Source organism: Acinetobacter sp. NIPH 284 (assembly GCF_000369425.1).
GTDB lineage: Bacteria > Pseudomonadota > Gammaproteobacteria > Pseudomonadales > Moraxellaceae > Acinetobacter.
This window is the reverse complement of the sequence record NZ_KB850012.1, coordinates 41855-66436: the sequence shown is the minus strand read 5'-3', so window position 1 is coordinate 66436 and position 24582 is coordinate 41855. Positions and strand designations below refer to the sequence as shown.

Genomic DNA, 24582 nt, shown 5'->3' with positions numbered 1-24582 from the left:
AGAGCGTATGCTCTCCTTGGTACTAATTATTTTACAGCGATTAATTCGACATCAAAAATTAATGTGCTATTTGGTGGAATAGAACCAGGAACCCCTTGTTCTCCATAAGCAAGTTGAGAAGGGATATAAAGCGTTGCTTTGCCACCTTCTTTCATTAATTGTAAACCTTCTGTCCAACCGGGAATGACTTGGTTGAGTGGAAATTCGATTGGCTCACCACGGTCATAAGAACTGTCAAAGACCTTACCATCGGTTAATTGACCTTTGTAGTGAACTTTCACAACAGAGGTTGCAACAGGTTGTTTGCCAGTACCTTCTTTAATAATTTTGTACTGTAAACCGGAAGCCGTTTTTTTTACACCTTCTTTTTTCTCATTCTCAGCTAAAAAACTATTGTTTGTGGTTTCAGCTTTTTTGGTTTCATTAATTTGTTTTTGTTGAAGTTCCTTTTGGAATTCCATATAAGCAGCTTGTAATTCTTCTTCGGTGTATGCAGCAGGCTTTTTGGCATGCCCATCACGGAAACCTGTGATAAATGCAGCTGTTTCCAATTCAGGTGGTGTTTGTTTTGCAACTTCATAGCCTAAGGCATAACTGATTTTTGCAACAGGTGCTGCATTCTTATCCGCTTTTGATCCAAGTTCAGTCGTCGGGTGCTGAGTAGCATAGTAAACAGGAACAAGGGCTGCGCCACCTAAAACGACTGCTGCAATGACAGGTAAAGCTTTACTCATGAGATGTCCGAAGTAAGATTTTAATAAAAAATATGGTCATGATCTTAGCATGTCTAAGCTTAAGCATTGAATAACTCAGCTAAAAAATGCGTGTATTTTTTATATAGTTTCTGTGTTTATCAATAAAAAGCCAGACTTTGAGATCTGGCTTTTTGAGATGACTGTTATGATAGATTTTTAATCATCTTTATTTGCTTTGTAAGCATATGAATAATTGTATCCATACCCATACCCATACCCATACCCATACCCATACCCAGCACCAGCACGTTGAATATCATTTAAAATGAAGCCATTTACTTTGACATTCGCTTGTTCAAAGCGACTTAAACTTAGTTCAAGCTCTTTCATTTGTGATTTAGCATAGCGTGCTACAAGTAAGTTCACACCCGCATATTGAGAAATGATAATTGCATCGGTTACAGCAAGTACAGGTGGTGTATCAATGATAATATGATCATATTCTTGGCTTAATTGGTTAAGTAATACCGCAAACTGTTCAGATCCTAACATTTCCGATGGATTCGCTGGACTTTTACCCCGTGTAATAATACTTAAGCCATCTACTTCAGTTGTATGAACTACTTGGTTTAGATCAGCTTGATGACTTAAAAATTCAGATAAACCAGGCTTTACATCTAAATTAAAATATTTATGTATATAGCCACGACGCATATCTGCATCAATCAACAAAACTTTCTTGTTAGTTTGTGCAAGAATAGTGGCCAAATTGGTTGAAATAAATGATTTACCAACTTCAGGAGAAGGACCTGCAATAACAATAATATTATTCTTCGCATTTACGAGTGCAAAATGAATCGCTGTTCGAATACTACGTAAACTTTCGATCGCAATATCATCATTATGCTTAACCGCAAGGATAGGAATACTCTTCTTTTTCTTTAAAATACTGATACGTGTCTCTTGAATCGGAGAGCGTGGTACAGTTGCATAAACAGGTAGATTGAATTCATTTTCAATTTGCCCACTATCTTTGATACCCGTACGTAACATATTGCGTAACAAAGCAATAAGTGTACCAATGAATCCACCCAAGAAAATAGCCAAGACAAGTACTTGTAATTTTTTTGGCTTAATTGGTTCAACAGGTTCAACCGCAGTATCTACAATACGAACATTACCAATTTCGCCTGCTTTGGCAATTCGAAGCTGTTGATAAGAATTTAATAAAGCCGTGTAAAGTTGGGTTTTAACCTCAACCTCTCTGTACAATTGAAGATATTGTCGTTGTATATCTGGCAATTTTTTTAATGTACTGTTTAATTCAGAGATTTGTTTATCTAATGCAGTGATTTGAGCATTAATTTCACGCATCGCTGGATGTTCAGCTGTGTACTTTGCTGCAAGATCTGCTTGTTGTTGCTGCAATTCTATTCTTTTTGTTTCTAAAGTAATACTTTGTGTTAGATAAAGCTCAGATTCTTTAGTCACATCAACAGTATTGTGTTGCTGACGAAATTTATTGAAGACACGTTCAGCATCATCGAGTTGCTTTTTCAAATCTGGAAGTTGTTCATCTAAGAATTTCAACGTTTGCGCTGTTTCTGCAGAGCGACGCTCTACATTTTGCGCGCTGTAAGCAGCTAAAATTGCATTCAGAACTTTTGTGATATGTTCTTTATCTTGCCCTTGATAACTTAGACCTAAAATCCCAGTGAGTTTACCTCTTTCTGCGACTGAATAATTTGAGTTAATCGCTTGTACCGCAGCAGGCAGCGATTGCTTTTCTATGAAATAATGTGCGTCAAATATATCCGAAGAAAAAATAGCAACTTTCCAAACACCCGCACGCGTGGTTAATTGGTTCAACTGATTCAGGGGTGCTGTTAATAGAACCTCTTCAGTTTTTGTATCGGTTAAGCTAAAACTCTTACCTTTAAAGCTTAAACTTAAGGTCTTATCCAAATAATAGTTGGGAACCTCAAATTGCTGTACATCAAAAGCTTTTTGGCCATCGTGAAAAGTGACTGCTTTGGGCGCATATTCTGTTTCATAAACAGTTTTATGAATTAAGCGCTGGCTAAAGTTATCATCTTCACTTGAAACTTTTAGATCAAGATGAAGTGCTTGAATTACTGATCCTAAAACTAAACGGGATTTTAAAATTTCAATTTCAGACTGAGCGGGTGATTTTTGGTCAATCATTTGTGATAAATCACCCAATAAAGCAGCTGATGCTCCCTTACTGTCTTCAACTTGAACTAAGGCATCAACTGAATAAGTATCAGGTGTCGCACGAAGGTACAAAAGTGCACATACAAGGCTAAGAATAATAAATAAAGCGATTAATTTCCATTGAGCAATAAGAGAGAAAAAAAGCTCTTTCAAGTCAATTGTGTCTTCAGTATTGGTATTTTGGCTCATAATCTTAATCTAAAAGTTAAATATAATTTTTCCAATCAGTGACACACTGTTGAATAAGCTGACATGTCTCATCGAAAAAGGCCTGATCATGCTGATATGGGTCTGGCACATTTTTATTCTGCCAGTGACCTAATCTGAAAACTTTTCCTTTAGCAAAAGGCCAAGTTTGTTCAATATGAGCTTGCTGATTTTTGCTCATCACGAGAATTAAATCCGCTTTTTTTAAATGTTCAGCATTTAATTTTTTTGCGATATGCCCACTTATATCAATACCTAAATGTTGCATACATAATTGTGCTTTGTCATCAGCAGGATGACCTGAAAGTCCAGAAATACCAGCTGAATCTATCATTAGCTGAGGGTAATCCTGTTTTAGTAGGTATTCTGCCATAGGGCTACGACAAATATTACCAACGCAAACCACTAAAATACTTCGAATCTGCATGATTACTTACCTAGCCGATCAAAGCTATAAAGTGCACTCGAGAACGGTACAATCTGGTTCATAACACGTTGCCAGCGAGTTAAGCCTGTTGCATCAATATATACAATATCGTTACTACGTAAACGGAATTGATTTGCCAACCCAAAGTCACCAAGGCTCATTAAATTCAAATGATAAAGTTCAGTTCGTCGATCATTTGCGTTAGTGCGTAATACATAAATTCGGCTGGCACTTGCTGATAAAGGATTCAAACCTAAACCTTCACCGAGAGCATCGCTCAAAGTCATGCCCTGATCACGCATTGGTAGTGCTTGGTTTTTACCAGACTCACCCATAATATATATTTTCTGATTGTCTTTAGTACTTACGTAAATTGTATCGTTTGGTTGAATTAAAAGTTTGTGTAGCGAATAGCCTGCTTTTTCTAATTCAAGTGTATTGATATTATAAGTAGTACCATTACGTACTAATTGTATATAAGTATTATCACCTAATTCAGATACACCACCAGCCATACCAAGAGCCGTATATAAATTAATAGGTTGGTCATTTAAATAAAATTGACCACCTTTTCTTACACTTCCTTGTACAGAGTAACGTTGCCCTTGATAGTTTAAGACTCTGACAATTACGTCAGGGGTTTTTAAATAATGAGCAAATTGATTTCGTAATTCTGAATTTAATTGACTTAACGTTTTACCAGATGCCTTGTATCGACCGACTAAGGGCAATTGGATGAACCCATTATAATCAATAGGGTATCCGTTCGCTTGAATCGATTGATCATTCGACAGATTGTTTACAGGTGGGGTGATTTCAGGGTATGCCCAAAGTTGAATGGATAAAACATCACCAGGACTTAAACGATAAACACGCTGTGGTTGATTAAGTAAAGAAGTATAGTTTTGTTGGTAGTTTAACTGGGTTGGTTTTATAGACTCTAAAGTATCTTGTGTAATTTTTATCACACTTACAGTTGTCCCAAGATCAGTCTTATAAACTCCCTCACTTGGAATGTCGTATGTTTGAAGACCAGAAGTGACAGCACATCCAACAGCACTTAAGCTAATTGCAAGGATGGAAAATAATTGATAATGCTTCACAATTTACCCTTGAATATTTATAAAATTTATATCAGCTTAGACACAATCATCTGTGTTTAGACTTAGAATTTTGCTTATTCTAGCTTAAAAATCCTAAAAAATCACTGACAAATCCGTTGGCTTTGTATGCTAAGTTTATCCATTGGAGCGTAAAACCTCGGGGTTTAGCCCGAGGATATAAGCGACTGGCGTAAGCCATACGACATGAAATGTCGTTTTAAATACTTTTGCTATAATCACTATTAAGAAAAATACGGTTAAAATAATTGTATGAAGACACTCAAATTACGCATAAAAGACAAACATTGCAAGGTGCTAAATCAGATGGCATCTGAGGTGAATTTTGTCTGGAATTACGTGAATGATTTGTGTTTTAAACATCTACAACGAAAACAACAATTCTTTTCAGCATACGACATTGCCAAATACACAAAAGGCACATCGAAAGAATGTAATTTGCATAGCCAAACGATTCAGGCGGTCGCAGAAGAATTAGTGACAAGACGCAAGCAATTCAAAAAAGCAAAACTGAAATGGCGAGTCAGCAATAAAAAATCAGCTAGGCGTTCATTGGGTTGGATACCGTTCAAGAAAGTAGCAATCAAATATGCTGATGGCTATGTTCAATATGGCAAGCACCAATTCAAACTATGGGACAGCTACGGACTAAGCAAATACAATGTTAAAACAGGCTCATTTGTTGAGGATAGTCGTGGGCGTTGGTATGTCTGTTTAGTTGTAGAAGCACCAAAGATAGAGAAAACAACATCAACCACAGCCATTGGCATTGATCTAGGGCTAAAAGACCTTGCAACATGCTCAGATGGTGTGAAACTCAAAGCCCCTAAAATCTATCGCCAATATGAACAAAAACTTGGCATAGCCCAACGAGCTAGAAATAAGAAACGTGTCAAAGCAATTCACGCCAAGATTAAAAATATACGTCAAAACATGCTGCATCAATTCAGCCATAAACTGGTGAATGAACATGCAGCAATCTTCGTTGGCAATGTGAATGCCAAAGCACTCGCACAAACTAAATTAGCTAAATCAGTGCTAGATGCAAGTTGGACAACACTAAGAACCATGCTCAAGTATAAATGCGAGAACGCAGGGGTATGGTATGAAGAAGTCAATGAAGCGTATACCACCCAAACTTGCTCGTGCTGTGGCTCACGCTCCAGTAGTCCGAAAGGTAGGGCAGGCTTAGGAATAAGAGAATGGCAGTGCATGGAGTGCGGTACGCTCCATAATCGAGATATAAACTCAGCACTGAATATTCTTGCGCTCGGACATGAGCGTCTCGCAGGAGGAATCCCCGTCCTTTAGGTCGGGGAGGATGTCAACTCATAAAAAGTAACAGATTTGTTAATTATTGATAATATTGCATTTTAGTAGAATTTATGGGTGAAACCGTTTAAAAAGAAAAATACGTCATACAATTTCGTTATAGTGTCGAGCAAAACTCTGCTATATTGTGCGCAGAAAAATTGATGGTTTTTTATGTCTTTCATTTAAGTTTTTAAATATATTTTAGGGATTAAGGCTAATTTTATGAGACTTGCCGAATTAAAAATAGCAATTATTGGTTTGGGATATGTGGGTTTACCGTTAGCTGTTGAGTTTGGGAAAAAAAGTTCAGTTATTGGATTTGATATTAATCATAGTCGTATTGATGAGCTGAAGCGTGGAGAGGACCATACTTTAGAAGTCTCATCAGATGATCTTAAAAAAGCAGATCAGCTTAACTTTAGTGCGAATTTACATGATTTAAAAGAAGCTAATTTTTTTATTGTTACAGTTCCAACGCCAGTTGATCAAGTAAATCGTCCAGATTTAACACCTTTGAAAAAAGCGAGTGAAACAGTAGGTCAAGCTTTAAAAAAAGGTGATATCGTCGTTTATGAATCAACAGTTTACCCTGGTGCAACAGAAGAAGTTTGTATTCCAATTCTAGAGAAAATATCGGGTTTAAAATTTAATCAAGATTTCTTTGCAGGTTATAGTCCTGAACGTATAAATCCTGGGGATAAAGTTAATACTTTAACCAAGATTAAAAAAATAACCAGTGGCAGCACGCCAGAAATTGCGGATACTGTTGATGCCGTCTACGCTAGTATTATTACGGCAGGTACTCATAAAGCCTCTAGTATCAAAGTCGCAGAAGCAGCCAAAGTAATTGAAAATACACAACGTGATTTAAATATTGCTTTAGTCAATGAGCTTTCAGTGATTTTTGACCGTTTGAGTATCGATACTATCGATGTACTTGAAGCAGCTGGAAGTAAATGGAACTTTTTGCCATTTCGTCCAGGTTTAGTCGGTGGGCATTGTATTGGTGTTGATCCATACTATTTAACACATAAAGCGGAAGAGGTGGGTTATCACCCACAAGTGATTCTGGCTGGCCGCCGTATCAATGACAACATGGCACGTTATGTTGCACGTAATACTATTAAGAAAATGCTTCAAAATGGCATCGATGTCCCTCGTGCAAAAGTTGGGGTGCTAGGGGTGACTTTTAAAGAAAATTGCCCTGATATCCGTAACAGTAAAGTCGCTGACTTGATTAGAGAATTCGAAGCTTGGGGTGCTCAAGTGGTCGTTGCAGACCCGTGGGCAGATGCTGAAGAAGTCAAGCATGAGTATGGGATCGAATTAGGTCAGGTCAATGCAGAATATCCAGTCGATGCACTAGTTGTTGCGGTGGGGCATAATGAATTCCGTAAATTGTCTGCGGTCGAGCTAAAAAGCTATGTGCGTAGTAATCAACCTGTTCTTGCCGATGTCAAAGGTTTATTTGACCGTATAAGCATGACTGAACAAGGTTTTACAGTATTCCGTCTTTAATTTAAATATTGAAAAGAAGTTAAACGATGAAAAAATTTGCTCTTATTGGCGCAGCTGGCTATATCGCACCACGTCATCTTAAAGCGATTAAAGAAACAGGCAATACTTTAGCTGTTGCTATGGATGTGAATGACTCTGTAGGAATTATGGATAGTCATTTTCCTGAGGCTGAGTTTTTTACTGAATTTGAAGAATTTGAAGCGTATGTAGAAGACCAAAAATTAAAAGGCGAAAAGCTAGATTATGTTGCAATCTGCTCACCGAACTATTTACATGCACCTCATATGAAATATGCTTTGAAAAATGGCATTGAGGTCATTTGTGAAAAGCCATTGGTGCTGAATTCAGAAGATTTAAATATGCTATCTGAATATGAAAAACAATATGGTGCCAAGGTAAACTCAATTTTACAGTTACGTTTACATCCGTCTATTATAGCTTTACGCGATAAAGTTAAAGCGGCTCCAGCAGATAAAGTATTTGATGTTGATCTAACTTATCTCACATCACGTGGTAAGTGGTATTTAAAGTCATGGAAAGGAGTAGATAATAAGTCAGGTGGTGTTGCAACTAATATCGGTGTGCATTTCTACGATATGCTGCATTTTATTTTTGGCAAAATTGTTAAAAATGAAGTGCATTTCCGTGATGAGAAAACCGCTTCGGGTTATTTAGAATATGAGCGTGCGCGTGTACGTTGGTTCTTGTCAATTGATGCGAATAACCTACCAGAAAATGCTGTACAAGGTGAAAAGCTAACCTACCGTAGTATTATCATTGAAAATGAAGAGCTTGAGTTTTCAGGTGGTTTTACTGACTTACATACCCAAAGTTACCAGCGTATTCTAGAAGGTAAGGGTTATGGTGTTGAAGAAAACCGTGCCGCAATTGAAACTGTAGAAGTAATTCGCGTTGCACCAGTAGTTGAACATCCTGAAAATCCGCATCCTTTACTTGCTAAGGTGAAGTCAGCATGAGTTTTTATCAACATGAAAGCGCTATTGTAGATGATGGTGCGCAAATTGGGGAAGGTTCGCGTGTCTGGCATTTTGTTCATGTGTGTGGTGGTGCAAAGATTGGTTGCGGTGTTTCCTTGGGGCAAAATGTCTTTGTAGGAAATAAAGTTGTCATTGGCGATCACTGCAAAGTGCAAAATAATGTCTCGGTCTATGATAATGTTACCTTGGAAGAAGGTGTATTTTGTGGGCCAAGCATGGTGTTTACCAATGTTTATAATCCACGCTCGCTAATTGAACGTAAAGATGAATACCTTAATACACTTGTAAAAAGGGGTGCGACTTTGGGTGCAAACTGTACCATTGTTTGTGGTATTACCATTGGTGAATATGCATTTGTGGGTGCTGGTGCAGTGGTCAATAAAGATGTACCAGCCTATGCACTGATGGTAGGTGTGCCTGCAAAGCAAATTGGCTGGATGAGTGAGTTTGGTGAACAACTAGACTTGCCACTAGAGGGGGAAGCACAAGTTGCATGTGAGCATACAGGAGCGATTTACCGACTGAATGGTAAGGTTGTAACAAAAGAGCAGGTTGCACATGATTGAATTTATTGATTTAAAAGCACAGCAGTCACGTATTAAGGCTGAAATTGATGCGGGTATTCAGCGGGTGTTGGCACATGGTCAGTATATTTTAGGCCCAGAAGTTGCAGAATTAGAAGAAAAGCTGGCAGCTTATGTAGGTGTAAAATACTGTATTACTTGTGCCAATGGTACAGATGCTTTGCAAATTGCCCAAATGGCATTTGGTATAGGGCCAGGCGATGAAGTGATTACCCCGGGTTTTACCTATATTGCAACAGCGGAAACGGTGGCAGTATTGGGGGCGACACCTGTATATGTAGATGTGAACCCCAAAACCTACAATTTAGATGTGGAAAAACTAGAAGCAGCCATTACACCACGCACTAAAGCGATTATTCCCGTAAGCCTATATGGACAATGTGCTGATTTTGATGCAATTAATGCAATTGCTGCGAAATATAATATTCCTGTTATTGAAGATGCTGCACAAAGTTTTGGTGCAACTTACAAGGGACGTAAAAGCTGTAATTTAAGTACCGTGGCATGTAGCAGCTTTTTCCCAAGCAAGCCTTTAGGTTGCTATGGCGATGGTGGAGCTATTTTTACCAATGATGCAGAGTTGGCAAAAGTGATTCGCCAAATTGCACGTCATGGGCAAGACCGTCGTTATCACCATGTTCGTGTTGGGGTAAATAGCCGTCTAGATACTTTACAAGCGGCTATTTTATTGCCAAAATTAGAAATTTTGGATGATGAAATGCAGGCGCGTCAGCGTGTAGCGGATACTTATACTAAACTTTTCAATGAAGCAGGTGTTTTCACAACTCCGTTTATTGAAATGCATAATACGAGTGCATGGGCGCAATATACCATTCAGGTAGAAAACCGCAGTGAAGTTCAGGAAAAGTTAAAAGCGCAAGCTATTCCGACTGCGGTGCATTACCCAATTCCGTTAAATAAGCAGCCTGCTGTAGCAGATGCAAATGCAGTGTTACCAGTAGGTGATGTTATAGCAGAAAGAGTAATGAGTTTACCGATGCATCCTTATTTGACACTTGAAGCTCAAGAAAAAATTGTTGCTACCTTATTGAGTAACTAAGTTGTGAAAGGTCTTCTTGATAAAATTAATACAAAGTTAAATGCTCAAGGAGGCTTTTTAAAAGCTGTGTCTGTGTTAGTAGGTGGGACGGCTTTTGCTCAAGGTATAGCAATACTTGCATTGCCAATTTTGACACGTTTATACACTCCAGAAGAGTTTTCATTATACGCTATATATGCATCTTTATTGCTCACTTTATCTGTAGCAAGTTGTTTGCGTTTCGAAATAGCTATTCCTATAGCTGAAGATGACAATGAAGCAATTTATTTAGTTTTACTTGCTCTATTAAGTAACTTCATAATTAGTTTATTAATAGGTCTGATTATCTGGATTTTTAATTCAGATATTGTTTTTCTTTTAAGACAACCAGATTTTTCGCATTTAATTTGGTTAGTACCTATAGGGGTTTTCTTTTCTGGATTATATAATTCATTACAATATTGGACTACTCGGAAAAAATTTTTTTCTTTAATTGCAAAAACACGCATGCTCCAATCTGTGAGTGGTACATCGATACAGATAGTTATGGGTTTTATGGGGTTTTCTGTATTTGGATTGATCGTAGGACAAATTATCAAAGTTTCTTCAGGTATTAAAAGCTTGGCATTAGGTTTTTATAAGGAAGCATATAATCCTATTCGAAGCATGAATTTAAGAGAATTAAAGCGAATTTTTAAAAAAAATGATAAATTTCCGAAATACTCTGCATTAGAGGCCTTAACTAATTCGGCAGCTATTCAGTTACCTATTATTTTGATTGCTGCCCTAGCTTTAGATGCTGAAGCTGGATATTTGATGCTAGCAATGCAGATTATGGCAATACCAGTTGGTTTTATAGGTGGAGCAGTTGCTCAAGTTTATTTAGCTCACGCATCAGAAAAGTATAGTAAGGGAGAGTTAACTCAATATACTTATCAATGTATTCTTCAGTTACTAAAAATTGGAGTGATACCCCTTTTTATCATCTGCTTTTTAGCCCCAAGCATTGTGCCATTTATATTTGGTGAAGCATGGGATCGCACTGGTGAAATGATGCTTTGGATGCTTCCTTGGTTTGTTGTGCAGCTTTTAGTGTCACCTGTTTCTATGTCATTACATATTACGGGCCATCAGAAAGTTGCCTTACTATTACAAATTGCTGGCTTAGGTATTCGTGTTGGCGGCTTGTACTTATTTAGTGTATTCATAAGTAACTTTATGTTCGAGTATTATGCATTATCTGGATTTGTTTTTTACAGCTTATATTTGCTTATTATTTTTTTGATTGTTAAAGATTCTGACAAAGAATCTAAAAGTGTGAAAATATGAGAGTTTTACATACAGCATTATTACAATACTATTCTTCAGGTGTGGTGTCACAGATGTACAGTGAGTATCTTGCTGCGAAAAATCTTGGTATTGATTATGATGTTAAAATATTCATGCCTCAACAAGATATCCCAGAAAAATATAAAGAAATCATTGAATTTTTTCAAATTGAAAACTCAATGAAGGTTAAGGTTTGGGTGGAGATTAGAAAGAAATATTATGAGTGGTTGCTTTCAAAAAAAGATAATGTAGATATTTTCTTACTAAGATATATAATGTATGATCCTTATCAGTATTTATTTATTCGAAATAATAATAAAAAAGTTTTATTAGTTCATCATACTTTAGAAATTCCAGAATTACGCCTTAATGGTTTTAAAGGACGTATTCAAAGTCTTTTAGAGAGTTTTTGGGGTAATAAATCTATCAAATTATCATATGGTATTGTAGGAGTTACAAATGAGATTGTTAATTATGAAAGGCAAAGAGCTGGATGTTGCAATAAGTTAGGAATAGTATATCCTAATGGTATTGCATTAAAAAAGATAGATATATTAGATTTAAGAGATCCAAATATTCCAGAAATTCTATTTGTTGCTAGCTATTTTTATGATTGGCATGGTTTGGATTTACTCATAAAAGAAATGAAAAAATCAGAGCAAAATATTATTATCCATATTGTAGGTAGTGTTAAAGATAGTGATTTAGAAAATTTAAATAAAGATAAAAGATTTATTATTCATTCTAGTTTATCTCATGATGAGATTGAAAAAATTTCAGCAAGATGTTGGGTTGCATTGGGTTCTTTTGCATTGTTTAGAAAAAATATTCAGGAAGGTTCTACCTTAAAAGTAAGGGAATATTTAAGTAATGGTTTGCCTGTTTTTTCTGGGCATAAAGATGTATTTCCTGAAAGTTTTGAATTTTACAAAAATGAATCTTTAAATATCGAAAGTATTTTGGAATTTGCATATAAAATGCGAACTATTGATAAAGTTGAAGTAAGAAATCAAGCTGAAAATTATATTTCTAAAGAAATTCTTTTAAAAGAATTTTATGATAAAATTTGTAAAGATATTTAAGTATGAATTTAACTGTCATTAAAATTGAAAAATCAATAATAGTGATTATATTTTCACTATTATTAATTTCTTCTTTTGCACAAATTATAGGGGTTGTTTTTGATCTTGGCTTAAGAATTACTACAAATTTATTAATTTTAAATACTATATTTAGTATTTTGTCTATATTTTTATATTTAAGGTTAAATAATTTTGTTATTCAAAATAAAATCTTTCTGATTTTTTTTATTTATATTTATCTGGCTCTAATTCTTATATTACAAAATTATTTATACCCTGAGTTATATGATTCTACTGGACGTTCTGCATTAGAATATGCTCGTTCTTATGCAATAGGTGGTATGTTATGGTTAACTATTGGATTTTCTTTTGGATTGGCTAGTTTAAAGATTAAAGAAAATCAAATTTTATCTTTTTTGATAGTTTTTGGGTTAATTTTATCTCTTTCTTTTGTAGATAAGGTTGGATTAGTAATTGATTATGCTTCACTCAAAGATAATAGAGCTGATAATATTGATTATTCTCACTTGGTTATAGGTCATTTTGTTTTAATTCTTGTGTTGTCTGCTTTGGCATTTAGTCGAAAATGGGATACCTTAATTTTTATTTTAGGTTTAATAATATTTTTTATGGTAGGAGGAAGGAGTGATGTATTTGTTTTTATTCTAGCTTTTCTTCTTTATAATTTTTTATTTGATAATAAAAAAATGTGGCTTTCATTGTTTCTTTTAATATCAATTGCGTTTATTTTTATTTTCACAATAGGGGTTTCTTTTTTAAAAGATACTAAATTTTATTTTATTATATCAGGTGAGAAAGATGATTCCTGGCAATTGAGGAAGTTGATTTTTGATAAAAATATCGAAAATTTATCTTCTCAATTTTTTATAGGAAACCCAAATAAAATAATTACTACTGATTTTGGGGTTCCTGAATTGTATAATAATATTGGAGCCTATTCTCATAATATTGTTAGTGCGTGGCAATTTTATGGTTTTATATTTTTTATATTTATGATATTGTTCTTATTTTTTACAGTAGTTAAAATACTTCATATAAGTAGAGCTAAGATAAAAACAGATGTTGTGGAAAAATTTTTTATTTTATTATTTTTATTTTCGGCTATATCATTACTTTTTACAAAGTCAATAATCTATTATCCTATATGGTTGTGTATGGGATATTGGTTAACTAAATTTAAATTTTGAGAGTATATATGGAAAAATATCTTATATCTGTTGATAGTTCTGGAGAAAGATTGACGAATTTTTTTATTAAGAACAAGCAGTTTTCAAGAGATGAATTTAAGATTTTAGGCGTGGATGGTCGAAAACTTAATCCAATCGAATATTATAATTTAGCAATAAGAAAGACTTTTCCACCTTTATCTCCATCTGAGTTAGGTTGTACATTATCTCATATAAAGGCTTTAAAGCAATTTTTAGAATCAAACCAAAAATACGCTTTAGTATTAGAAGATGATGTGATCTTTAAAAAAAATATTACTTTTAGTGGAGTTGATTTAGGCTCATTAAATTCTAATTTTATATTTTTACTTGGTGGAATAAGGCTTACCTTATGTAAAAATGTACGAGGAACAAATTTTATACTCAATAATTCAAATGTCCTTAAAGTTAATCAAAATTTTAGAAGATTTTTGTATTATACTATGGGTTATATTGTTGATAGAGAGGCAGCGATAAATATAATTTCTTATCATAGGGATTCATGCAAAAAGGCGGATGATTGGGCAGGATTTTCCGAAGTCTATTCTACCCAGTTTTATATCGCAGATATTTTAGATCATCCAGATATTGAAGATATTAACTCTAATAATAGTAGTATTGGCTCAGAGAGATTGCATCATTTTTTCTATGTTAGATTAGCATTTAATCTACTTACTAAAATTGTAAGAAGAAGAATGAGTAGTATTATAGCATTACCATTTTATAAGAAGTTTGAGGAATAAAAAATGTCTGAAAAACTTTTTTCTATAATTATGCCTGCATATAATGCAGAAAAACTTATAGCAGCGTCTATTGAAAGTGTTATAGCACAAACATATCCAAATTTTGAATTAATAGTAATAGATGATTGTTCAGCTGATCATACTGTCGAAATAGTACAGTATTATATAGCAAGAGATAAAAGAGTTAATCTTTTAAAAAAAGAAAAAAATCAAGGTGTTGCAGAGGCTAGGAATACAGGTCTAAACCACGCAAAAGGTGACTTTGTCGCATTCCTAGATTCTGATGATAAATGGGCAGAAGATAAGTTAGAAAAGCAATTAGCAGTTTTGAAAGAAAGAAATGATGTTGATGTTGTATATGGTTCTTACTATAGATTTAATAGTGAAGGAGTTAAAAATGTAGTAAAGGTTCCTAACGTATTAGATAAAAAAGAGTTATTAAAAGGTAATCCAATTGGTAATCTAACTGCGATCTATAATTTTAAAAAATATCCGGAAATCCGGCAAAAAAAGATTGGTCACGAAGATTATTTATTTTGGCTAGAAATTTTTAACTCTAACCCAAATGTAAAAGGCATAGGTATTCAAGACCCTATAGCTTATTATAGAGTTGCTGAAGATGGTCAGAGTATCTCTGGAAATAAGTTTAAAGCTGCTGGGTGGACTTGGAGGATTTACCGAGAATATCTTCAATTAAATATAATTAGTTCTTTATATTATTTTTCTTATTATATGATTAAAGCTCTTTTGAAGAGAGTCTAAGGGATGAGAGTTCTAATAACAGGTGCAACAGGTTTTGTAGGGGCCGCTTTAGTCCAAAAAGTGAATATCTTGCATGAAACTATTATTTTAGTTCGTACTGAAAATAGTGGTCTACCGTCAAAGATTCAGCAACTTGTTGCTAAAAATATTTTCGAAGCAGATTTTCCAGAAAATATAGACGTAATTATTCATTTAGCTGGTCGTGCCCATATTTTGAATGAACAAACAACAGATCCATTGAGCGAATTTCGCAAAGTGAATGTAGAAGGTACTTTGCAATTAGCACGTCAGGCTTTAGACAAAAAAGTAAAACGCTTTATATTTATGAGTTCTATCGGTGTGAATGGTTCAGTGACGCTGCAGCAACCATTTACAGAAGATGCTTTAGCACAGCCTCATGCAGATTATGCGGTTTCCAAATCAGAGGCTGAGCAAGAGCTTAAAAAGCTATTTGCGGGATCAGCTACAGAATTAGTCATTATTCGTCCACCTTTAGTTTATGCCGCTCATGCACCAGGTAACTTTGCTCGGTTACTCAAACTAGTTGCAAGCAATTTACCTTTACCTTTTGCAGGCACAAACAATAAACGCAGCTTTGTCGCACTAGAAAACTTGGTAGACTTTATTCAAACCTGTATTGAACATCCAAATGCAGCCAATCAAACATTTTTGGTGGCAGATCAAACTCCTATTTCTACACGTGAGTTGGTGCAATATTTAAAACAGGGCATGGGAAAAAAAGCACATTTTATTTATATTCCGCAACCGCTTATGAAACTAGGCGCTGCATGTATTGGCAAATCCAAACTCTATGAGCAGTTGTTTGAGTCACTAGAAGTCGATACGACCAAAGCTCAGAAGCTGCTGGGTTGGACAGCACCATTGAGTACCCAGCAAGCGATGCTGCAAGCGGGTCAAAACTATTTAAAAATGAAAGAGTAATTTACGCATGTCAATTTTTGCGCTGAGCATCGTATTTTTTATACTAACATTATTATTCACAGGCTACATGCGAGCTTATGCCCTCAAGAAAAATATCATAGATAACCCTAATGAACGTAGTTCCCACAGTGTACCTACGCCACGTGGAGGTGGTGTTGCAGTGGTGTGTAGCTACTTGTTGGCGCTGGCTGTGCTGATATACAGCCAACAATTGACGCTACATATTGGCTTAACTCTTATGGCAGCGGGTTTTGTCATTGCTTTACTTGGTTTTTTAGATGACCATGGACATATTAACTCCATGCTGCGTTTAGCCATACATTTCTTGGTGGCCATTGGCGTGGTGATCAGCTTGGGTGGCTTTAGCGAAGTTACGGCTTTTAATGGTCTGCAACTTGGCTTTATCGCCAATATTATTGCAGTATTATTTTTGGTATGGTTGCTCAATCTATACAACTTTATGGATGGCATTAACGGCATTGCCAGTGTCGAAGCCATTACCACTGTCGTTAGCATGGCCATTTTGTATTATGTACTGAATACCACATTGAACTCAGACATATTGTGGTTATTGGCCGCCTGTGTATTTGGCTTTTTACTGTGGAACTTTCCCAAGGCTAAAATTTTTATGGGCGATGCCTGTAGCGGATTTCTCGGCCTCACTTTGGGTATTTTGGCGCTCATCACCCTCAAAGAAAACTTGGCACTGTTTTGTGCGTGGATCATTTGTCTAGGTGTATTTGTGGTAGATGCGACTTATACCCTCATAAAACGCGTATTGAGCGGCTATAAAATGTATGATGCACATCGAAGCCATAGCTATCAAATTTTATCGCGTAAATGCGGAAGTCATATCCCCGTGACGTTGGCGGTTGCAGCGATTAACCTATTGTGGTTATTTCCTATCGCTTATATGACGGTTACACAAGCATGGGCATACCCTGAGTTGGCAGTACTGATTGCCTATATACCATTGTTAATTGTGGCTATAAAATTCAAAGCAGGTCATCCAAATGCTTAATAAACCCAGCTTGTTAATTTTAGGTGCAGGGGGATACGGTTTGGCCGTTGCAGAAGCTGCAGAACTGAGTGGACAATGGCAAGAGATTATGTTTGCCGATGACCGCTGGCCTGCAACACAGCATGTGGCGGAATATAACATTGTGACAAATATTGCTAATTTAAATCAGTTGCAGAATACGCAGCTTCAAGCGATTGTGGCGGTAGGCAATAATACATTACGGCAGCAATGGCAACAGACCTTGCGAGCCTTGGGTATAGAATTGACTTCGGTGATTCATCCTAAAACAGTTGTGAGTCCAACAGCTGATATTGGTCTAGGGGTGAGTGTGATGGCAGGGTGTGTAATTAGTTATAAAACTGTGATCAATGATGGTGTAATATTGAATATTGGTACATTATTAGATCATGACGTGGTCATTGAGGAATTTGCTCATTTAAGCGTGGGGGTAAAAGTCGCAGGTGGTCAAACTATCGCTGCACATTCATTTTTAGAGGTTGGAACCTGTATTCTGCATTAAAGTAATACGGTGTTTTAAAATTCAAATATTAATAATTGTATATTTATGAAATCCATTATCGAACCTGCTGTAGAATCCCCACGCGCTGCCAAACTCGCATTTTTAGTTGTGCTGGATTTCTGTGTATTTCCTGTATTACTGTGGCTATGTTATGCCATTCGCCAGTTTGATTTAGGCGCAGAAGTGGTGCCCAACTTGGCTTTTGGTTCGGTATGGGCAAGTGTGATTGCAGTTGTATCGCTGTTTATTTTTGGGGTGTATCGCTTTATTGTGCGCACCTACAGCGAACTGTTTATGGTCAAATTGGGGTTGGGTACTTCTTTGGCTGTGGCAGGGTTGTATGCGCTGGCTTATTTTACCGATGCCTTTATTCCCACTTCTATTCCGCTCATGTTCGGATTTCTCATGTTCGCATGGGTTTGGTTTAGCCGCGGTTTTATTCGCTTTATCGTGCGTTCTTATTTACAAGCCGATGTACAAAAAAAACGCATCGCGATTTATGGCGCGGGCGATGCAGGGCAGCAAATTGCAGCGGCACTATACAATTCAGATGAACACTTACCCGTGTTGTTTATTGATGATGATCCCTCACTCACTGGGCAGCAGTTGGGCCGTTTAAAAGTCTATGACGCAGACAGCGCCTTAAAATTGTTAGCTAAAAAAAATGTCGATGAAATTCTGATTGCGCTGCCTTCTGTAGGACGGATGCGTAAAAGCGAGATTGTCAAATTTTTAGAACCTGCACATATTAAAATTACCGAAATTCCAGGACTGACCAAATTGGTCGATGGTGATATTCGAGTTTCAGATATCCGTGAGGTTGATATTATTGACCTTTTAGGACGAGATCCTGTTCCACCTATTGCCCATTTATTGGCTAAAAATATTCAAAATAAAATTGTTATGGTGACAGGCGCTGGCGGATCGATTGGTTCAGAGCTTTGTCGACAAATCATAAAAAATCAACCTAAAATGCTGGTTTTATATGAATTAACTGAGTTTGCATTATATGATATTGATAAAGAGTTAAGGCAAATTGCCAGTTGCGACATTGTTCCCATTTTAGGAACTGTACAAGATCAACAAAAATTAGAACGTATCATTGAACAATATCATGTGCAAACAGTCTACCATGCTGCAGCTTATAAACATGTTCCATTGGTTGAGTGTAATCCAATTGCTGGATTAAAAAATAATGCAATTGGAACCGCAAATAGTTTAAATGCCGCTGTAAAAAAAGGCGTGGAAACCTTTGTACTGATTTCAACGGATAAAGCAGTTAGACCGACGAATGTCATGGGTGCATCGAAACGGATGGCCGAGCTTTATTGTCAAGCCGTGGCTGAAACGAAACCAAATACTCAGATCAGTATCGTACGTTTCGGAAATGTATTAGGTTCATCAGGTTCAGTTGTACCTTTATTTAGACAGCAGATTGCAAAAGGTGGCCCAATTACGGTGACTCATCCTGATGTAACACGTTATTTTATGACGATTCCTGAAGCTTCTCAGTTAGTCATTCAAGCTGGGGCATTAGGTTCAGGTGGTGATGTGTTCTTACTCGATATGGGTGAACCTGTTCGAATTCAGGATTTAGCACGACAAATGATCGCTTTAAGTGGTTTAAAAGTTCGAGAAGCAAATACAACGGATGGTGATATTGAAATCGCTTATAGTGGTTTACGTCCGGGAGAAAAACTTTACGAGGAACTACTCATTGATCAAGATAACACAGATTATACCGAGCATACTCGTATTTTACGTTCTTTTGAAAAGCATTATCCGTTACAAGAGATTCAGTCTGTATTCAGTCGAATCAATCAAATGACTGCAGTAGATCATGATGTAGATTGGGCTTTAAGTCAGTTAGAATATTATGTTGATGGCTATAAACGTAGCGGCGAAGTACGAGTTAATTAAGAGAGTATTGTATGATCAAAAAAGCAATTTTACCTGTTGCAGGTTTAGGCACTCGTTTTTTACCAGCAAGTAAATCCATTCCAAAGGAAATGGTGACGGTAGTCGATCGTCCCGCAATTGAGTATGTAGTACGAGAGGCAGTTGAGGCGGGTATTGAGCAAATTATTTTGGTGACGCATTCATCTAAGGCATCAATTGAGAACTATTTTGATCGTAACTTTGAGTTAGAAACAACTTTAGAGCAAAAAAAGAAATTTGATTTACTCAAGGAAATTACTGATATTTTACCGAAGCATGTGAGTGTGGTGAGTGTGCGCCAACCACAGCCTTTAGGTCTGGGCCATGCGGTGTTATGTGCCAAAGATATTGTGGGTGATGAGGCGTTTGCGGTGTTACTGCCTGATGTTCTGGTAAAAAATCAGACTGCTGAAAATGACCTGTCCTTAATGATCCAGCGTTATGAACAGTCTCAGGCTGCACAAATTATGGTGGAAGCTGTTCCTGACCATTTGGTGGATCAATATGGTATTGTAGATGTTGCAGTTACACCGAACGAAGGTGAAAGTATTACGATGCAGGGAATTGTTGAAAAGCCTGCTGTCGGCACAGCTCCTTCAAATTTATCGGTGGTGGGACGTTATATTTTACCCGCTCAGATTATGGGTCTATTAGCAGATACACCCCGTGGGGCAGGGAATGAAATCCAACTCACGGATGCGATTGCAGCATTGCAGCGATCAGAAACTGTGGAAGCCTACCGTATGAAGGGGCAAACCTTTGATTGTGGTAGTAAGCTTGGATATTTAAAAGCTGTATTACACTATGGTATCGAGCATCCAAAATTGGGCGCAGAGTTTAAGGGCTTAATCCAAGAATTAGTCCTATAGTTTTAGGGCGTGTAGTTATGAAAGTTGCAATCTTTGGCAATACATTATATGCAGGCGTGATGTCTGCATTATTGTCTGAATCTGGGCATTTTGTATATTGGTGTTCCCACCTCAACCCAAATGAAAATGGTCAGCAATATTCTTTTTATGATGAAAATGTCAGTCGCTTACTTGAAAAACAACTCAGTAGTGGATTTTTGATTTATCGTGATCTGGATGGTATTCCTTTAGACATTGATGCCTACTTATTTAGTTTTAATCAAACTCAAGAGCAACAAGTTTTTCAACTGTTAGCATCACTAAAACAGCGTCCGATTATTCATCCTAAACTGATGATCAATGCATCCACCTTTGGCTTACATGGGACTGAGCATTTTCAACAAATCCTTTCTGAAGATGACTGGGTCTATTTACCAGATACCATCCAAGAGGGAAATGCGTTACAGAGTCTGACCCAAGCTAAGCAGTTGATCGTGGGATGTACTCAAGCTAATGTTCAGACCAAAGTCAAAGAATTACTTCGTCCTTTTTTCCCTTTGGCGCAGCAATATCTATTTATGCCGATTCTAGATGCTGAGTTTACCAAACTGAGTATCTCAGGCATGTTGGCAACACGGATCAGTTATATCAATGATTTGGCTGTGGTTGCTGAGAAACTTGGGATTGATATTGCATCAGTACGTCAGGGTATGGCAGCGGATAACCGTATTGGTTCAGCTTACTTAGCCCCTGGTGCTGGTTTTGGCGGTGAAAATTTTTCTCATGATATTCTGACACTCTCTAATACAGTTGCAAATACAGGCGTGAAAAGCCAATTGCTTGCACAAGTGTGGCAAATTAATGAGCAACAAAAAGAAATCCTGTTCCGTAAGTTTTGGAACTATTATCATGGGGATTTACAGGGAAAATCTGTTGCAATTTGGGGTGCTTCTTTTAAAGAAAATACCTCAAGTATTCAGCAATCACCTATTCACCAAATGCTTGCAGCACTCTGGGCGCAAGGGGTAAAGGTTCATCTTCATGATCCTCAAGCTTTAGATGAAATAAAGCTAATGTATGGTCAACGTGACGATCTGATTCTTTGTGAAAATCAGTATGATGCGGTAAAAGATGTGCATGGTCTTTGTGTACTTACGGCTTGGAAACAATACTGGAGTCCAGAATTTAAGCAGCTTGAACAGTTGATGAGGCATCCTTTAATTTTGGATGGTCGCAATATTTATGATCCTGACTATGTCAAAGCACAAGGTTTTGCATATATGGGCGTGGGACGTTAAAGATGATCGAGCAGATTCAGCCTTTTGCTGTAAAAGAGCAGGCTTCCGTCGTGGAGCACCTGATATCTTTACAACAGCAATTTAAAGAGGTTCATCTAAATACATTATTTGCAGCAGATTCTGCACGCTTTAAACGTTTTTCGGTTGAGTATGACCAAATTGTTTTGGACTTCAGTAAGCATCGTATTGATCAAACGATTTTAAATAGCTTAGTGGACTTAGCGCAGGCACAAGATTTAAAACGGTGGATTAAAACACTGTTTTCATCTGAGCAGATTAACTATACAGAACATCGTGCAGCAATGCATTGGGCTTTACGTTTACCTCAATCGGGTTCAGATTTTTCCGAAGTCAATCAACTGGTACAGCAACAGTTGGAGCGAATGTATGCTTTAGTGGATAAAATCCATGCTGGACAGTATCGTGGTGCGACGGGTGAGGTGATTCAAGATGTGGTGAATATTGGGGTTGGGGGATCTGATCTCGGCCCACTCATGGTGACACATGCATTGTCTGACTTTAAGGTCGCAACTACAAAACCTTTAAATGTACATTTTGTTTCGACTATGGATGGTAGTCAACTGTCTGAGTTACTGCATCAACTCCGTCCTGAAACAACCTTATTTATCATCTCGTCAAAATCATTTGGCACTATTGATACACTTTCTAATGCCCAAACCGTACGTCAATGGTTAGAAAAGGCATTGGGGCAAAATGAGAAGATTCTGCAAAATCATTTTATCGGGGTTTCGACTAAGCCTGACAAGATGACAGAGTGGGGCATTGCTGCTGATAAACAGCTGTTGCTCTGGGATTGGGTTGGGGGGCGTTATTCCTTGTGGTCATGTATTGGTTTACCAATTGCGCTGACCATTGGTGTTGACGGATTTAAGCAACTGTTAGCAGGTGCTTATGCGATTGACCAGCATTTTCAATCCGCACCATTTCAGCAGAATATTCCTGTTTTGATGGGACTATTAGGCGCGTGGAATAACAATTTTCTGGATATCCAGACCCATGCAGTTTTACCGTATGATGGTCGTCTCAAATATTTTGCAGCTTATTTGCAGCAGCTTGAAATGGAATCTAATGGGAAATCGATTCAACGCAATGGAGAAAAGGTCAGTTCAGCCACTTGCCCAATTGTGTGGGGAGAGGTTGGGCCCAATGCACAGCATGCCTTTTATCAATTGCTGCATCAAGGCACGCACTCCGTCAGTTGTGACTTTATTGCCCCTGTGAAACGCTATAATGCCAATCAGTTTACCTATGCTGAAAGTGCAGAGGCCTTGGCTGAGCAGCATCATTTGGCTTTATCCAACTGTTTGGCACAGTCGCGCCTGTTGGCCTTTGGGAATCAAGCCTTGGCAGCAGATGAGCTAGAAGATTTACCAACGTATAAACAATATGAAGGCAATCAACCTAGCTCCACTATTTTACTCAAAGAGCTGAATCCTTATAGCTTAGGGATGCTGATTGCGATGTATGAACATAAGGTTTTTGTGCAGTCGGTGTTGTGGAATATTAACCCTTTTGATCAATGGGGCGTTGAAAAAGGCAAAGAAATTGCCAATCAGCTGTTACCGATTTTGAACCGTGAACAGGATGATCTCTCTAAATTTGATGCATCAACACAAGGTTTGTTGAAAATATTATTAGGAAAAACAGATGGCTAAAGTTTTAGTGACGGGTGGTGCGGGCTATATTGGCTCCCATACCTGTTTAGAGTTGCTTACCGCAGGTCACGAGGTGATTGTCTTCGATAACCTCTCAAACAGCTCTGAAGAGTCTTTGTGTCGAGTACAAGCATTAGCAAATAAAAATTTGGTGTTTGTGCAGGGTGATATTCGCAATCAGGCTGAGTTAGATTCAGTTTTCCAAGACCATCAGATTGATGCAGTCATTCATTTTGCTGGTCTGAAAGCGGTTGGTGAAAGCCAGCAGATTCCATTGGCTTATTTTGACAATAATATTACGGGCAGTGTTCAGTTGGTCAAGGCGATGGAGCGCGCAGGTGTATTTAGCTTGGTATTCAGTTCATCTGCAACGGTTTATGACGAAGCCAATCTTTCGCCTTTGAATGAAGATATGCCAACAGGCATGCCAAGCAACAACTATGGCTATACCAAGCTGATCATTGAACAGATGTTGCAAAAACTGGCACAGGCAGATTCTCGCTGGTCGATTGCTTTACTTCGTTATTTTAACCCAGTGGGGGCGCATAAAAGCGGTCAGATTGGTGAAGATCCACAAGGAATTCCAAATAACTTAATGCCTTATGTCACTCAAGTCGCAGTCGGTCGTCGCGAAAAATTGTCCATTTATGGCAATGATTATGACACCATCGATGGTACAGGGGTTCGTGATTATATCCATGTGGTTGATTTAGCCAAAGCCCATTTATGTGCCTTAAATAATCGCTTATCTACACAAGGCTGCCGTGCTTGGAACATTGGCACAGGCAATGGTTCATCGGTTTTACAGGTGAAAGATACCTTTGAACAGATCAATGGTGTGCCAGTGGCTTTTGAATTTGCACCACGCCGTGCGGGTGATGTGGCCATTTCATTTGCAGATAATACCCGTGCTATAGCAGAGTTAGGTTGGAAGCCGCAATATACATTGCAAGATATGTTGGCAGATAGCTGGAACTGGCAAAAACAAAATCCAAATGGATATCAATAATTATTGTTTCATATAAACAGGGAGTAACAGCTCCCTGTTTTTTAACTTTT

General features: G+C 37.3%; 22 protein-coding genes. 18 read left to right on the top strand and 4 right to left on the bottom strand.

Annotated features, from left to right (window positions below):
• Nucleotides 1–26: 26 nt before the first annotated feature.
• The 4 genes from F908_RS14380 to F908_RS14365 form a co-directional block, all read right to left on the bottom strand.
• Nucleotides 27–734, bottom strand: coding sequence for a BamJ family beta-barrel-assembly machinery protein (locus F908_RS14380; protein WP_005163590.1), 708 nt, complete (start codon nucleotides 732–734; stop codon nucleotides 27–29).
• 177 nt (nucleotides 735–911) lie between these two features.
• The gene (locus tag F908_RS14375) at nucleotides 912–3119 is read right to left on the bottom strand and encodes a polysaccharide biosynthesis tyrosine autokinase (protein WP_005163588.1); all 2208 of its coding nucleotides are present in this window, start codon (nucleotides 3117–3119) and stop codon (nucleotides 912–914) included.
• Between the two features lie 16 nt (nucleotides 3120–3135).
• Complete coding sequence (locus F908_RS14370) at nucleotides 3136–3564, bottom strand: low molecular weight protein-tyrosine-phosphatase (protein ID WP_005163585.1); 429 nt, start codon at nucleotides 3562–3564, stop codon at nucleotides 3136–3138.
• A gap of 2 nt (nucleotides 3565–3566) precedes the next feature.
• Nucleotides 3567–4667, bottom strand: coding sequence for a polysaccharide biosynthesis/export family protein (locus tag F908_RS14365; protein ID WP_005163582.1), 1101 nt, complete (start codon nucleotides 4665–4667; stop codon nucleotides 3567–3569).
• Between the two features lie 270 nt (nucleotides 4668–4937).
• On the opposite strand from F908_RS14365, the gene F908_RS14360 reads away from it, so the two are divergent.
• The 18 genes from F908_RS14360 (at nucleotide 4938) to galE (ending at nucleotide 24532) form a co-directional block, all read left to right on the top strand.
• A complete protein-coding gene (locus tag F908_RS14360) occupies nucleotides 4938–5996 on the top strand; it encodes an RNA-guided endonuclease InsQ/TnpB family protein (protein ID WP_034602929.1) in 1059 nt (352 codons plus the stop codon).
• A gap of 225 nt (nucleotides 5997–6221) precedes the next feature.
• Nucleotides 6222–7517: a Vi polysaccharide biosynthesis UDP-N-acetylglucosamine C-6 dehydrogenase TviB gene (gene tviB / locus F908_RS14355; RefSeq protein ID WP_005163564.1), complete on the top strand. Its 1296-nt coding sequence runs from the start codon at nucleotides 6222–6224 to the stop codon at nucleotides 7515–7517.
• Between the two features lie 26 nt (nucleotides 7518–7543).
• Nucleotides 7544–8494: a Gfo/Idh/MocA family protein gene (locus tag F908_RS14350; protein WP_005163562.1), complete on the top strand. Its 951-nt coding sequence runs from the start codon at nucleotides 7544–7546 to the stop codon at nucleotides 8492–8494.
• A complete protein-coding gene (gene wbpD / locus F908_RS14345) occupies nucleotides 8491–9081 on the top strand; it encodes a UDP-2-acetamido-3-amino-2,3-dideoxy-D-glucuronate N-acetyltransferase (protein ID WP_005163560.1) in 591 nt (196 codons plus the stop codon). Before F908_RS14350 ends, wbpD begins: the two co-directional genes overlap by 4 nt.
• The gene (locus tag F908_RS14340; protein WP_005163558.1) at nucleotides 9074–10159 is read left to right on the top strand and encodes a DegT/DnrJ/EryC1/StrS family aminotransferase; all 1086 of its coding nucleotides are present in this window, start codon (nucleotides 9074–9076) and stop codon (nucleotides 10157–10159) included. Before wbpD ends, F908_RS14340 begins: the two co-directional genes overlap by 8 nt.
• Before the next feature lie 3 nt (nucleotides 10160–10162).
• Nucleotides 10163–11467 (top strand): lipopolysaccharide biosynthesis protein, encoded by a 1305-nt coding sequence (locus tag F908_RS14335; protein ID WP_005163553.1) that lies wholly within the window; start codon nucleotides 10163–10165, stop codon nucleotides 11465–11467.
• Nucleotides 11464–12549 (top strand): glycosyltransferase, encoded by a 1086-nt coding sequence (locus F908_RS14330; protein ID WP_005163550.1) that lies wholly within the window; start codon nucleotides 11464–11466, stop codon nucleotides 12547–12549. Before F908_RS14335 ends, F908_RS14330 begins: the two co-directional genes overlap by 4 nt.
• A gap of 2 nt (nucleotides 12550–12551) precedes the next feature.
• A complete protein-coding gene (locus F908_RS14325; RefSeq protein WP_005163547.1) occupies nucleotides 12552–13757 on the top strand; it encodes a hypothetical protein in 1206 nt (401 codons plus the stop codon).
• Nucleotides 13758–13765: 8 nt separating this feature from the next.
• Complete coding sequence (locus F908_RS14320; RefSeq protein WP_005163536.1) at nucleotides 13766–14518, top strand: glycosyltransferase family 25 protein; 753 nt, start codon at nucleotides 13766–13768, stop codon at nucleotides 14516–14518.
• A 3-nt stretch (nucleotides 14519–14521) separates the two neighbouring features.
• Entirely contained in the window at nucleotides 14522–15280 is a 759-nt protein-coding gene (locus tag F908_RS14315) for a glycosyltransferase family 2 protein (RefSeq protein ID WP_005163534.1), read from the top strand.
• A 3-nt stretch (nucleotides 15281–15283) separates the two neighbouring features.
• Entirely contained in the window at nucleotides 15284–16222 is a 939-nt protein-coding gene (locus F908_RS14310) for an NAD-dependent epimerase/dehydratase family protein (RefSeq protein WP_005163531.1), read from the top strand.
• Between the two features lie 7 nt (nucleotides 16223–16229).
• Nucleotides 16230–17243 carry an MraY family glycosyltransferase gene (locus tag F908_RS14305; RefSeq protein WP_005163529.1) on the top strand — a complete coding sequence of 338 codons (1014 nt, stop codon included), beginning with the start codon at nucleotides 16230–16232 and terminating at the stop codon, nucleotides 17241–17243.
• Nucleotides 17236–17763, top strand: a complete 528-nt coding sequence (locus F908_RS14300) for an acetyltransferase (protein WP_005163526.1) — start codon at nucleotides 17236–17238, stop codon at nucleotides 17761–17763. The genes F908_RS14305 and F908_RS14300 overlap by 8 nt, the downstream gene beginning before the upstream one ends.
• Nucleotides 17764–17808: 45 nt before the next feature.
• Complete coding sequence (locus F908_RS14295) at nucleotides 17809–19683, top strand: nucleoside-diphosphate sugar epimerase/dehydratase (RefSeq protein WP_005163524.1); 1875 nt, start codon at nucleotides 17809–17811, stop codon at nucleotides 19681–19683.
• 11 nt (nucleotides 19684–19694) lie between these two features.
• Entirely contained in the window at nucleotides 19695–20570 is an 876-nt protein-coding gene (galU, locus tag F908_RS14290; RefSeq protein WP_005163522.1) for a UTP--glucose-1-phosphate uridylyltransferase GalU, read from the top strand.
• Nucleotides 20571–20587: 17 nt separating this feature from the next.
• On the top strand, nucleotides 20588–21847 hold the full coding sequence (locus F908_RS14285; RefSeq protein ID WP_005163520.1) for a nucleotide sugar dehydrogenase: 1260 nt from the start codon (nucleotides 20588–20590) through the stop codon (nucleotides 21845–21847).
• Between the two features lie 2 nt (nucleotides 21848–21849).
• The gene (gene pgi, locus F908_RS14280) at nucleotides 21850–23523 is read left to right on the top strand and encodes a glucose-6-phosphate isomerase (RefSeq protein ID WP_005163518.1); all 1674 of its coding nucleotides are present in this window, start codon (nucleotides 21850–21852) and stop codon (nucleotides 23521–23523) included.
• Entirely contained in the window at nucleotides 23516–24532 is a 1017-nt protein-coding gene (galE, locus tag F908_RS14275) for a UDP-glucose 4-epimerase GalE (protein ID WP_005163515.1), read from the top strand. The genes pgi and galE overlap by 8 nt, the downstream gene beginning before the upstream one ends.
• Nucleotides 24533–24582: the final 50 nt, after the last annotated feature.